14 protein-coding genes are annotated in these 12,891 nt (G+C 29.2%); 13 read left to right on the forward strand and 1 reads right to left on the reverse strand.

Going from position 1 to position 12,891, the window contains the following annotated elements; genetic code table 11:
• Positions 1-57 precede the first annotated feature (57 nt).
• Positions 58-726, forward strand: coding sequence for a sporulation protein YunB (gene yunB, locus VIM70_RS19255; protein ID WP_331947405.1), 669 nt, complete (start codon positions 58-60; stop codon positions 724-726).
• A 47-nt stretch (positions 727-773) separates the two neighbouring features.
• Here the strand turns inward: yunB and hpt are convergent, their stop codons facing one another.
• Positions 774-1,298, reverse strand: coding sequence for a hypoxanthine phosphoribosyltransferase (gene hpt, locus VIM70_RS19260; protein WP_331947406.1), 525 nt, complete (start codon positions 1,296-1,298; stop codon positions 774-776).
• A 122-nt stretch (positions 1,299-1,420) separates the two neighbouring features.
• Here hpt and hflX point away from each other — a divergent pair, with 122 nt between their 5' ends.
• The 12 genes from hflX (at position 1,421) to VIM70_RS19320 (ending at position 12,606) form a co-directional block, all read left to right on the forward strand.
• Positions 1,421-3,211 (forward strand): GTPase HflX, encoded by a 1,791-nt coding sequence (hflX, locus tag VIM70_RS19265; RefSeq protein ID WP_331947407.1) that lies wholly within the window; start codon positions 1,421-1,423, stop codon positions 3,209-3,211.
• 149 nt (positions 3,212-3,360) lie between these two features.
• Positions 3,361-3,900 carry a hypothetical protein gene (locus VIM70_RS19270; protein WP_331947408.1) on the forward strand — a complete coding sequence of 180 codons (540 nt, stop codon included), beginning with the start codon at positions 3,361-3,363 and terminating at the stop codon, positions 3,898-3,900.
• A 246-nt stretch (positions 3,901-4,146) separates the two neighbouring features.
• Positions 4,147-5,043, forward strand: a complete 897-nt coding sequence (locus tag VIM70_RS19275; RefSeq protein ID WP_331947409.1) for a nucleotidyltransferase domain-containing protein — start codon at positions 4,147-4,149, stop codon at positions 5,041-5,043.
• 26 nt (positions 5,044-5,069) lie between these two features.
• Positions 5,070-6,476, forward strand: coding sequence for a PLP-dependent aminotransferase family protein (locus tag VIM70_RS19280; RefSeq protein ID WP_331947410.1), 1,407 nt, complete (start codon positions 5,070-5,072; stop codon positions 6,474-6,476).
• A gap of 31 nt (positions 6,477-6,507) precedes the next feature.
• Entirely contained in the window at positions 6,508-7,161 is a 654-nt protein-coding gene (locus tag VIM70_RS19285) for a HEAT repeat domain-containing protein (RefSeq protein WP_331947411.1), read from the forward strand.
• Between the two features lie 69 nt (positions 7,162-7,230).
• Positions 7,231-7,896: a YigZ family protein gene (locus tag VIM70_RS19290; protein ID WP_331947412.1), complete on the forward strand. Its 666-nt coding sequence runs from the start codon at positions 7,231-7,233 to the stop codon at positions 7,894-7,896.
• 164 nt (positions 7,897-8,060) lie between these two features.
• Positions 8,061-8,801, forward strand: a complete 741-nt coding sequence (locus tag VIM70_RS19295) for a YebC/PmpR family DNA-binding transcriptional regulator (protein WP_331947413.1) — start codon at positions 8,061-8,063, stop codon at positions 8,799-8,801.
• Between the two features lie 174 nt (positions 8,802-8,975).
• Positions 8,976-9,893: a tyrosine-type recombinase/integrase gene (locus tag VIM70_RS19300; protein WP_331947414.1), complete on the forward strand. Its 918-nt coding sequence runs from the start codon at positions 8,976-8,978 to the stop codon at positions 9,891-9,893.
• A gap of 296 nt (positions 9,894-10,189) precedes the next feature.
• Positions 10,190-10,342, forward strand: coding sequence for an aspartyl-phosphate phosphatase Spo0E family protein (locus VIM70_RS19305; RefSeq protein ID WP_331947415.1), 153 nt, complete (start codon positions 10,190-10,192; stop codon positions 10,340-10,342).
• A gap of 160 nt (positions 10,343-10,502) precedes the next feature.
• Positions 10,503-10,634, forward strand: coding sequence for a cyclic lactone autoinducer peptide (locus tag VIM70_RS19310; protein ID WP_331947416.1), 132 nt, complete (start codon positions 10,503-10,505; stop codon positions 10,632-10,634).
• Positions 10,635-10,719: 85 nt separating this feature from the next.
• Complete coding sequence (locus tag VIM70_RS19315) at positions 10,720-12,024, forward strand: sensor histidine kinase (protein ID WP_331947417.1); 1,305 nt, start codon at positions 10,720-10,722, stop codon at positions 12,022-12,024.
• Between the two features lie 12 nt (positions 12,025-12,036).
• Positions 12,037-12,606: an accessory gene regulator B family protein gene (locus VIM70_RS19320; protein ID WP_331947418.1), complete on the forward strand. Its 570-nt coding sequence runs from the start codon at positions 12,037-12,039 to the stop codon at positions 12,604-12,606.
• Positions 12,607-12,891 lie beyond the last annotated feature (285 nt).

Here is a 12,891-nt window from a genome sequence, read left to right on the forward strand (position 1 = left end):
TTAATTCTTTACCTTAAAGCAGTTACATATAATTAAATAAATCCTTAGTTGGAGGTAATGAATATTAATAATAAAATTAAAATAAAAATATTAATAATTACAGGCATAATCATGATGAATTTTACAATATTTACATACATTTTCGATAAAACCGTGATGCCAACCGTAATGGCGGTGGCGGATGCGGAAATGAGGGCTAAAGCTACGGAGATTGTTAATAGAGCAATTATAAATGAATATTCCGACCAATTTAACTATGACCAGGTTATAAGAGTGGATAAAGATTCGCAGGGGAATATTGTAATGTTAAAAGCAGATACTCTAAAAATGAATAAAATAGCTTGCGATGTTGCTTTAGAATCGCAAAAGGAACTGATGAAATTGGGGGAGGTGGGTATTAAGGTTCCACTAGGTTATATAACAAGAAATAATATTTTATCTTATTACGGGCCTAAGATAACAATAAGAATGCAACCTATTGGTAGTATAGAAACTAAATATTCTTCTGAGTTTGAAAGTGCAGGAATAAATCAAACGAGGCATAAAATTTATGTTAAAGTAAAAACTACGGTGAGAGTAATTATTCCACTAAAAAGTAATGATATCGTGGTAACTAATGAAGTTCCAATTGCTGAAACCATTATAGTGGGAAAAACACCTAATACTGCAGTTCAATTAGATTTAAATGGTACAGGGTTTAAAATGGGTAATATCAGTGGTGATTAGAAGAGGTATAATAAAAATAAAGTACGCCCAGGCGTACTTTATTTTTATTAATCTTCCCAATTAAATACATATGGTACATTTCTATAGTAGTCTCCATAATTTAACCCATATCCAACTACAAAAACATCTGGAATTTCAAAGCAGCAATAATCAGGTATTATATCAACTTTTCGTCGATCAAGTTTATTTAAGAGTACACAAGATTTTACACTAGATGCTCCTAAAGATCTAACACGCGACATAATGAAATCCATAGTCATTCCAGTATCAACAATATCATCCACTATCAATACATCAAAACCTTCAATATTGTCGGGAATGTCATTTACAACATTTATTGATCCACTTGAATTTTCATCATCACCATAACTTGAAGTTGTCATAAAACCTATTTTTGTAGGAAGTGTGATCTCACGAACAAGGTCTGCAGTATATATAAAACTACCTCTAAGTAATGAAAGTACATATAATTTTTTCCCACTATAGTCTTTTGAAATTTCAGCACCAAGTTGTTTAATTCGCTGATCAATTTGTTCTTTAGATATAAGAATATTTCTTTTTTTGTTATCCAATGTTAATCACTCCTTGTATATATATTTACAATGATGTCACTATGGTATAAAATTATATGAAGGTTGTCAAGTATAAGAATAAGAAAACTTGTTAAAATATTAATAGAATGGAGTGATGTTCGATGATATATGGAAATATCGATGGAGTTAAAAATTCGATTTTAGATAAATTGGAAAAGGCATGCGAAATAAGGATTTCTAAAGATTGTATTTTGTCTGTTGAATTGGTAGATATACTAGTTGAAGTAACGCAAATTTTAGGTAGGGAAGTCAGTGCTGCAATAGATAGAAAAGGCAAAATAATTAGTATGGCAATTGGTGATAGTAGTACAGTAGATCTGCCTTTAATTGATATACGAGAGGGTCGTTTATCAGGGGTTAAAATAGTACATACACATCCAAATGGCAATTCTAGATTATCTGCCCTAGATATGTCAGCCCTAGTAAAATTAAAGCTAGATTGTATTGTGGCTATTGGAGTTACCGCTGAAAGAGAAAAATTGAGATATAACATAGGTTTTTGCGAAATAGATAATAGTATATTAATAGAAGATGAAGTAGGTCCAATAAACATAAATGAGGTAATGGAATATAACATTTTAGACAAAGTTAAATATGTCGAAAGATTAATGAAGACAAGTGAAATTGTTGAAGATGATATAGAAAGAGCTATTTTAGTGGGGATAGAAAGTGAAGAGGACTTATTAGAACTTACAGAACTCGCAAGGGCATGTAATGTAGAAACTGTAGATACAATACTGCAAAACAGACATAAAATAGATGCAGCTTTATATATAGGCAGCGGTAAAGCAGAAGAAATTGCAGTTTTAAGGCAAGCGTTAAGGGCGAATATAGTTATTTTTGATGATGAATTATCAGGTTCTCAAGTTAGAAATTTGGAGGAAGTGCTTGGATGTAAGGTAATAGATAGAACTACACTAATTTTAGAGATATTTGCTAGGCGGGCAAGAACTAGAGAAGCAAAAATTCAAGTTGAACTTGCACAATTAAAATATAGATTACCACGATTAATAGGACTTGGAACAATGTTATCAAGAACTGGTGCTGGAATTGGAACAAGAGGCCCTGGGGAGAAAAAGTTAGAAATAGATAAAAGACGAATAAGAGAAGGTATTTTTGATTTAAATAAAGAATTAGAAAAAATAAGAACTACAAGAAATGTTCAAAGAGAAAAGAGAAGTCGCGAAAGCATTTCAAAAGTATCTTTAGTTGGGTATACTAATTCTGGCAAATCAACACTTAGAAATGCATTGTGCGAAGTAGCAGCATTAAAAAGTGTAACACAAAAAGATAAAGTGTTTGAAGCAGATATGCTTTTTGCAACACTAGACGTAACAACAAGAGCTCTTTTATTACCAGATAATAGAGTGGCTGCAGTAACGGATACCGTAGGTTTTATAAGGAAACTTCCCCATGACTTAGTAGAAGCATTTAAATCAACTCTAGAAGAGGTGGTATATTCAGATTTGTTGCTACATGTTGTGGATGCGTCAGCTGACACTGCAGAATTACAAATAGTAGCTGTAGATGGAGTTCTAACGGAATTAAATGCAATTAATAAGCCAATGATATTAGTTTTAAATAAAATAGATATAGCCTCACAAGAAAATATTTTGAAAATTAAAGAAAAATATAAAAATTTAAAGTGTATCGAAATATCAGCTAAAAATGGTACAAATTTGGAAGAACTATTGAAAGAGACATGCAGGGAGCTTCCATATACGCTTAAAAAGTTTAAAGTACTTATACCATACACTGACCAGTCAATGGTGGCATATTTGCATAGAGGTTCAAAGGTTGATTCAGAAGAATATAATGAAGAAGGAACACTTATGTCAGTACAAGGTGACGATGAAGTTTATAACAAGTGTGAAAAATATATTTTAGTGTAACTCATACCTTTATTAATTTTAACATTACACTCTACAAGAGTAATTTTATTAGTTTTTGTGATAAAATCCGTTAAAAGTGTAATAAAACCTATAGTAAGTTTATATAATTAAATATTAGATATATCATTATCGTAGGATTAGGAGTAGATATGGGAGAGGAAAAATCGAATTCAGATAATGGAAATAGAATAAATAAAACAACAAATCAACAAGATGAAGTAAACAATTATGTAAAAAAAATTATAAATGATATGAATGAGGAATATAAGAATACTAATGAGAATGAATCTATGCAGCAGCAATTGTATAATTCCACTAGTGCCACTGGAACATCTGCTACTACTGATATATGCGATAATTTTGATATCAGATCATTGGCAGATAAGGTTACAAATATAAACATTTTAAGATTTGAATTAGATAGGTTACCGCTGGATTTTAAAGCAAGAGCTTATTTTGAAAATGATGTAAAACCATTAACGGATACTTTAACAGTTCTATCATTTGCAGCTCATAATTATTCATTTACTGCGAACAATTTGGCAGGTACAAATTTTGGCAGTAGTTCAAAAATAAAAGATGCGATAGATTTAGTTGAGGAAGTTGATGAGATTTCTGAAGATTTAATGAAGGTGTTGAGATGCAAAGTTGAGAATATGCTCAAACTTGCAAAGTATGATTGTAAATGATTTTTTATGATGATAAGGAGAATGGGTTTATGTAATACTAAACTTGATTCTCTTTATTTTGTTCTCTAGGAACGAAATGCTTGTAATAAAGAAAAATGTAGTGCTATAATGAAGGATAAAGGAATAACGCAAGAATTTTATGATAGAAATAATGTTAATAAAATATTCATTTAGAAAATTTGCATTTTAAGACACTAAAACACATTAGAAATTAATAAGCTATATAAACTTAAGGGAGGGAAAGGAATGACAAAAACTATTGTGCAATATCAAAAGGCTTTTAACAGTGTATTAGATAGACTAAAAATTGATGATACTGTTTTGTCGGTTATGGTTTTCGGGAGTATGGTAACAGGCGATTTGTGGGAAGAATCCGATATTGATTTTTTCGTAATTGTAAATGTGAATTTTGATAAAATAAGGGACATATATGCCGAAGAGAAGGGTATTCCAGTTCATATTAAACTTATGGGTAAAGAAAAGTTTATACAAATTTATTCTGATAATTTAAAGGGTGGATTTATACATAGAATTTTCTCATCTTCTAGGTTATTATTTTCAAAAGATATGGATATAACAGTGAGGTATGATGGTGGTAGGTTTTTCCCTGATGTTGATAGAGAACGATGGGGAATGTATTTTTTAGGTAAGCTCTTAAAAGATATTGGAGTATGTAAAAAATATTTGTCAAGCAATGGGATATATACAGCATATAGTACTGCTATAAGATGCATAGAGAAGTATTCAAGACTATTTGTTAACTCATCAGGTTATATGATTAGTAAAGATGTTATGACTATGGCCCTTAATTTAAACGAAAGTTTTAAACAATGCGTTGATAAATTGTTTTTTGACAAATCAAACACTGTGGAAACAATTAAGGAAACTATGACATTTTTAGAGCAAAGTATAAATTCGAGTATTAAGAGTAATTGTGCCTTGCTTTTAAACTATATGAGAGGAAAAGACAAGTTTTTAAGTGCAGAGGAAATTATGGCAGATGATTTGTTTAAGGATTTTGATATTGATATGGAAGAATTGCTTAATAAATTATGGGAAAGAGATATTATTAAAAAGGAAACTAGAGATTTTAAAATAGACAAGGAAAAAGTTTTGTTTAAACAAAATGTTTATTACGTCTAATATTTCTGAAATGAATGGGTGAAAATATGGTTAAATATGAAATCAAATTTACAAGAGAAATTCCTAAGTATATGGAAATATCAAAACATATTAAAAATTTGATTGATGAAAATAGCGTGGATGACGGCGAAAAGTTACCTTCAATAAGAAAATTATCAAAAATATTGATGGTTAATGATGTTACAGTAGTTAGCGCCTATAAAAAGCTTGAAGCTGAGGGATATGCATACCAAAAGATGGGTAGTGGAACTTATGCTAAAAGAAGAGATACAAACATAAGGTTTAAAAAGGAATATTCTAATACCTTGAAAAAAATTTCTGGGCAAGATTTTAAAAAATATGTAGATTTTACAGGGGAGATTACAAGCAGTGAATTTTTTCCTGTAACTGTATTTAAAGATGTTTTAAATGAGGTATTAGATAGAGATGGAACAGAGGCTTTTGCCTACAAGGAATCTTTGGGATATGAGGGACTTAGAAATAGTATAAGTAGTTTTTTTTGGGATAATAAGGTAAGCTCAGAAGACATATTGATTCTGTCGGGTGCACAGCAGGGTATTGATATAGTGTCTAAATCTATAATAAATGTTCATGATAATGTTGTTGTAGAAAAGCCAACCTATGGTGGTGCGTTATCGGTTTTTAAATGGAGAAGGGCTAACATATTTGAAGTTGATATGTTGGAAGATGGAGTGGATTTACTCCAATTAGAAGAGATACTTAAAAAGAATAGAATAAAATGCTTTTATGCCATGAGTTATTTTCAAAATCCTACAGGAGCCACCTATAGTTTGGAGAAAAAGCTAAGGATATTAGAACTCGCAGAGTTACATGATTTTTTTATTGTTGAAGATGATTATTTGTCTGAACTAATATATGATAATAAGTTATATAAGAGTTTTAAAAGCTTAGATATAAATGATCGGGTTATTTATATAAAGAGTTTTTCAAAGATATTTCTTCCAGGAATAAGACTTGGATATATGATACCGCCAGAGGAGTGCAAAGAGCTAATCCAAAATTCGAAGATTAATACCGATATATCAACTTCCAGTCTCATGCAACGTGCTCTTGATTTATACATAAATAAAGATCTTTGGAAAGAACACATAAGCCGCCTTAACATGGCATATAAAGACAAATATAACTTTATGATAAATTGTATAGAAAAATATTTAGGTGATAAGGTTACTTATTATACTCCTGGAGGGGGAATTCATTTTTATTTTAAAATAGCTGACAATTTGAAAAGTACTTCCATGGAATTGTTTTATAGGTGTAAAAATATGAAAGTTCTATTGACACCGGGCGTTTTATTTTATAAAAATGCTATAGAAGGAAATGATTATTTTAGATTAAGTTTTTCGGAAATAAAAAAGCCTGAAATAGAACAAGGAATTAAAATTATCTCAGAGTTATTAAGTGAAAAATAGATAAATATTTGCAAATTAAGGAGAGAAACTTTTGAAAAAAGGATTAATGGTCATTGACTGGTTATGCATTAGTAAGTATTCTCAAGAGGAAATATCTTATTTCTTGTTTTTGGAAGGTAAAACTATGGAAGCCATATGTAAAATTAGAAATTTAGATAATGCCATTGTACAAAAACATATAATTGATGGTAAAATAAAATATAGATTTTTGGTGCAAAGCAATGATACAGATGAACTTTTTAAGAAAATTGTTAAAGCAGGAAAAGAGGATAAAATCTGTTTCCTGAATTCACTTGAAGAGAATAATAAAAATAAATTAACAACGTTAATAAAAACTAATTATGTGGAGATGCATCCTAAAGATAAAGAGGCTGCAGTTTGGATAATAGGAGAATTAAAGGAAAAGTCTTGTTTAGATATTTTAATTAAAGCTTCAGTTCATAAATATATAAATGTACGCAGAATGGCAGTTTCAGCAATGGGAAAAATAGGAGATATAAGATCTGAAGGGGCATTACTTAGAGCCCTTGGGGATGAGAATCCACAAGTGATAAGTTATGCAATAAAATCTCTAAGCATAATAAAAAGTGAAAAAGCTATTTCAAAAATAAAGTACATATGCACAAGCACTGACAAAAAATATATAATTGATGCTGCACAGAGGTTTTTATTACTTATGGAGTAAACATAGATAAAATTAGAGGGTAACCTTAAATTTTATCTCGAACATTTAGTGATGGGTGGGAGAATTGAAATGAGTTACTTTACAATAAAAGATGAATCAATCGCTGAATTTAAGGAGAAAAAATCTATTTTTATTGGGCAGATTAAAAGAGTTGAAAGTGAAGATGAGGCAAAGAAATTCGTTAATTATGTTAAAAATAAACATAAACAAGCAAGGCATAATGTTTATTCCTATATAATTGGAGAAAATAAGGACATACAAAGGTATAGTGATGATGGAGAACCTAAAGGAACCGGAGGTATTCCTATGCTAGAAGTTTTAAAAAAGAGTGATATTACAGATGTAGTTGTGGTAGTTACCAGATATTTTGGAGGAATTCTTCTAGGTACTGGAGGTCTTGCAAGAGCATATTCTAAAGGTGCGTCGCTGGCTGTTCAAGAGGCGGGTGTGGTGGAAAAGGTTAAAGGTATCTCGCTTACAATACTAATTGAGTATGATCTATTGGGGAAGCTGCAACATTTATGTACTAAAGATAACTTTCATATAGAACATATAGAGTATACTGACAAAGTTAATATTAAAATATTGTGTCAGTTTTGTAATCTAGAAAAATTAAAGTCACAAATAACCGAAGTTACCTCAGGAAAAGCTTTGTTTTACGAAGAAAAGGCGAAAATGTACTTCAAATTGGAACATAGATTGTATGATAGTGAAATTATAGACTCTGTACTTTAACAAGTAATAGTATACATACTTTTCTTTTTATTTGAAAAATACTTTATTTGTATGATATAATAAAAGTGTAATGTACTTAAGACTAATTCATAGAAATATTGGTAGTTATTAGAAGTGGTCAGAAATATTTCACATACAAAATAGTTAGTTGGGGGGGAGTTCAAATGTCGGGACATTCAAAATGGCATAATATACAACAGAAAAAAGGTAAGATTGATGTTATAAGAGGTAAAGTTTTCACGAAATTAGGTAAAGAAATAATAATGGCTGCTAAAAATGGTGGATCTAGCTTGGAAATTAATGCTCATCTTAGAGATGTAGTTGCTAAAGCAAAATCTAATAATATGCCATTAGAAACAATAAACAGGGCAATTAAAAAAGGTGCTGGAGAGCTTGAAGGTGTAAACTACGAAGAAATAGTTTATGAAGGTTATGGGGCAGAAGGCGTTGCTGTAGTAGTTGTTACGCTTACAGATAAAAAGAATAGAAGCGTTGCTACTGTAAGGCATGCTTTTGACAGACACCATGGGAATATGGGAGCAGCTGGATGCGTAAGCTGGATGTTTGCTAAAAAAGGACAAATCATCATAGAAAGAACTGAAGTTATGGATGAAGACGAAATTATGATGCTAGCTTTAGAGGCAGGTGCAGAGGATTTTAACGCAGAAGAAGAAATGTTTGAAATTATTACATCTGTAGAAACCTTTGGACAAGTAAGAGAAGTGTTAGAAGCAGCAGGTTTTGAATTTGCGTCAGCTGAGATTACAATGATACCTGATAACATGATACCTATTAGCCTAGAAGGTGCAGGTAAGGTACACAGGCTTGTAGAAATGCTTGAAGACAATGAGGATGTTCAAGATGTTTATCATAATGCAGAGTACCCTGAGGAATTTGAGGGATAGAGTATATTGCTTGAAGTAAGCGATTGCAGAGCAATCCAAACTGTGATGACATACGTGAAAAACCGCAATTATGGTTTATGTTGATGGTATACGTTGCTTATTGATTTTATTGGGTTATGATAAACATATAATCACTTTTTATATAATTAATAAATTATATAGGGAGTGATTTTTTTGTTATTAACAGATGTATTAAGGGAGTTTATCTTTGAAATTCAAATTAAAAATTACAGCATAAGGACTCAGAAATCGTATAAAAATAGTAATGTTTTGTTCCAAAATTACATAAAAGAAAAGTATAATATTTTGGAATTAGAGGAGATAAATTATCTCCATATTAAAGAATATGTAAAATTTCAACATCAAAAAGGAAGAAAACCAACTTATATAAATTCAATACTAAAAACTTTAAGGTCATTTTTTGAATATTGTACCAAGGAATCGTATATTAACGTTAACCCTTGTAAAAAAGTTAGTTGGCAAAGAGAGGGTAAGGTTGTTATAGAGGCTTTCAATGACAGTGAGGTAATTAAAATGCTTCAAGCTTACAATTATTCAAATTATTTAAATGCTAGGAATAAAACTATAATGGCTACTTTATTTGATACTGGTATCAGAAACCTTGAATTATGTTCCCTAACAAGATTAGATGTTAGAGAAACAATTATAAGAATATTAGGAAAAGGAAACAAGGAACGGTATGTATCTATTTCACCAATGTTAAAGAAAATAATGATTAAGTATGAGAGAATAAGAGATTTCTATTTTACAGATAAAATTATAAATGATAATAATTATTTTTTATCTAATAATTGCAGACCGCTAACTGTGGAAGCTATTGAAAGAGTGGTTAAAATAGCAGGAGAGAAGGCTGAAATAAGAAAAGAAATAAGGTGCAGTCCTCATACAGCAAGACATTATTTTGCACAGGCTCAATTACGCAACGGATTGGACGTCTACTCACTCTCAAGACTTTTAGGACATGAAAATATTTCTATAACTAAGCGATATTTACAATCTATTCAAGACGAAGAAATTTTAGAATTGTCTATAAAAACAAGTCCATTAATGAACTTAAAGGGTAAGAAATAATTCATTAAATAAAAAAAAGGATATAAAGATAAAAGATACATAATCTGCATGTATCTTTTTTTATTTTTAAATAGTAAAATATTTAAGCCTTTAGTAGATTGAAGCAAATAGTTGTAAGTGAATTTTGTTTAAAATTTAAGAATCCACGGATGATACTTGAAGGATATATTGGAGATTTATAATTTTTTTAAAATTAAATATAGTGAAATTTAGAAATATATGTTGCAAATGTGTTTATGATGTAATAATATTATTATTATTATCGAATTACAAATTTTATGAAAAGAGTAAATATTATGGATGAAAAGATTGAATTGCTTAGAAAAAGATTAGAAAACTTAATATCAGAAAGCGATAGACTTATTAATGACGAAGTTATTAAATTAAGCCAAGAATTGGACAAGTATATTTCTCAATATTATTCGGGTAAAGTCGATGTCAAATTATAATATCTAATTTTTAAATAGTTAATTTGGTCAAATTATATATTTTTGTAAATATATATTATAATGTGAAGGAATATGGAAAGTTATGTAGAATATTAACTTATGAAGACATAGCTTATTTTAATAAGCTTGACATTAAATTTAGGAGAAGGGAGGGTTAAAATTGAAAAGATTTATTCGTAAAACTATGAATATGATAGGCTGTTTAGCATTATTTGTTGGAGTACTAGCTATTGTTCCAGCATCACTAATTAGTACACATCAGCCTAAATGTCCAGATGAATTTTTAGGTTAAAATTGTTGGCTCTTTTGGGAAGGAATGTTGAACTTTAATAACTATAATCCAGAAGAGTTAATACTTTATTGAGGAGAAGATGAAAATGACTAGAGAAATAATACTTGATATGTTGGAAGCACTAATATTATTAGGAGTTTTTAGCTCTCTAACTAATCAGAAAAAGTATATATTTACCAATAAAACAAAATCAGGGTTGTTTTGTATAATGTACGTATTTTTAACTTGTTTGAGCACATTTTATGTGAATAATTTGTATCATACACTTACAAATATAGTAGTATCTATTTTGCTTTTAACATTTATTACAAAAATAAGTCTTTATTTTTCGACTATCATATTTTCCCTATTTTTTACAATAATATTTACTACGGAAACTTTAGTTCAGTTCCTTGAAATGTTTATACTTAAAGTGGAGTTAAATCAAATTTTGACAGTTAATAAATACTTATTTATCTTGTCCGTTGGGTGTAAATTTCTACAGATAGTTGTGGTTATATTACTTTTGAAATTTAATGTATATTTTAAGGATAAATTGCTTAATAAAGAAAAATCTCTTTTTTCTGAATTTTTAATACAAATTGGAATTTTTAATTTATTTATATATATTTTAGTCTTTAGTGTTTTAGATGTTAAGAATAGCAAAATATATAATATGCTAATTTATAGTATATTTTTTGTTTTTTCAATAATTGCATTTTTATACTTAAAAGAAAGAGAAAAAATAATAAATATAAACAACAAATACAAAGTTCAAGAGCATCAAATTACAAATATGGAAGAAATAATTAATATTATTAGACAAGAAAAACATGATTATGCTAACCATATAAATGTTATACAAGCATTGTGTTGCTTGAACAAGCCCAATACCGTTGAACGAATAAATGAATATGTATTAAAACTTTCAGACATAATTCATTCATCATTTATATATTTAGATACGGGGAATGATTATATAGATGGTTTGCTATCAATAAAAAATAATTATGCAACTAAAAATAAAATAGAGTTTAAGGTAATAATTGAGGAGTCTTTTAGTTCGTTAAAAATTAGAGAAGATGAATTGATAAGTATTATTAGTAATATTATAGATAATGCATTTGAAGCATTCAAATTAAAACCATTTACTGAAAATAAGAAAATATCTATCACTACTTCTTTAGAGGATAGCAAGTTTTCTATTGAAATAGAAGATAATGGAGAGGGTATTCCTGAAGAAATAAAAAACAGAATCTTCGAAAAAGGGTTTTCTACAAAAACTAAGCAAAAAGGTGAACATGGGTATGGGTTATATATTACTAAACAATTAGTCGAGAATAATGATGGGAGCATAACTGTAGAACGTGCTTCGGGAAAAACTAAATTCTTAGTTAAATTTGTAATATAAAAGGATAGACGAATGAATAAATTAATCAGTTGTATTGTAAAAAAGATTTCGAAAACAAATCCTCAATTTACGGACTTAGAACTAAAAAAAATGGAATATGGATTACTTTGTTTCTTTGATGAAGTTACAAAAATTATTCCGTATTATATTATATTCTACTTATTTTCACTTCAACAATATTATGTAGTTGTTTTTGTGTTTTTCTGTCCAATAAGATTATTTTCAGGTGGATTCCATGCAAAAACTTATTGGGGATGCTTTTTTATTAGCTTTATAATTTTCTGGGTAATAATTATTATTGGTAAATATATATCGATAAATACCATTACCTCAATAATAGTATTAATTATTTCTGTTTTACTTGTGTGTAGTTTTTCCCCTGTAGATAATATCAATAAGAGAATAAAAAGTAAAGAACGAAGAACGAAGCTCAAAAGCTTTTCAGTAACCATAATTTTTTTGTTGAGTGGGTTGTGTTATCTGATACCGGGTAGATTTTTTGCTACGGCAGTACTATCTATTCTTATAGCTGTAATAATGATGATGATGGGCTACTTAAATAATGGATTAATTAAAAAATGAATATTAAACTAACAGCATCAATATAAGATATAGTGTATAAAGCTATATCTTTTTCTTTTATGTAATTACATGACAGTTTATGCAAATTATGAAGCAATATAAAGTAAGCGATGGAACAAACACCGCCATGTAAATTAACTTCCCAATTGATATACTTTAATAAAGTAATCGATGGGAGGTTTTATTTTGAGATCCACAACTAAAGACCAGCTTCTCTGGGAGCAAAGAATTTATGAAAGAACTAAAAGCGGAATGTCAGTTTCAGAATGGTGTAAAAACAATGAA

It is taken from the genome of Clostridium sp. (assembly GCF_036569345.1).
Classification (GTDB): Bacteria; Bacillota; Clostridia; order Clostridiales; family Clostridiaceae; genus Clostridium_AD.

Coding starts and splice junctions, on each gene's coding strand:
- yunB (WP_331947405.1), top strand. CDS start 58: ATGAATATTAATAATAAAATTAAAATAAAAATATTAATAATTACAGGC.
- VIM70_RS19290 (WP_331947412.1), top strand. CDS start 7,231: ATGAGTTACTTTACAATAAAAGATGAATCAATCGCTGAATTTAAGGAG.
- VIM70_RS19280 (WP_331947410.1), top strand. CDS start 5,070: ATGGTTAAATATGAAATCAAATTTACAAGAGAAATTCCTAAGTATATG.
- VIM70_RS19320 (WP_331947418.1), top strand. CDS start 12,037: ATGAATAAATTAATCAGTTGTATTGTAAAAAAGATTTCGAAAACAAAT.
- VIM70_RS19315 (WP_331947417.1), top strand. CDS start 10,720: ATGACTAGAGAAATAATACTTGATATGTTGGAAGCACTAATATTATTA.
- VIM70_RS19305 (WP_331947415.1), top strand. CDS start 10,190: ATGGATGAAAAGATTGAATTGCTTAGAAAAAGATTAGAAAACTTAATA.
- hflX (WP_331947407.1), top strand. CDS start 1,421: ATGATATATGGAAATATCGATGGAGTTAAAAATTCGATTTTAGATAAA.
- VIM70_RS19295 (WP_331947413.1), top strand. CDS start 8,061: ATGTCGGGACATTCAAAATGGCATAATATACAACAGAAAAAAGGTAAG.
- VIM70_RS19270 (WP_331947408.1), top strand. CDS start 3,361: ATGGGAGAGGAAAAATCGAATTCAGATAATGGAAATAGAATAAATAAA.
- VIM70_RS19275 (WP_331947409.1), top strand. CDS start 4,147: ATGACAAAAACTATTGTGCAATATCAAAAGGCTTTTAACAGTGTATTA.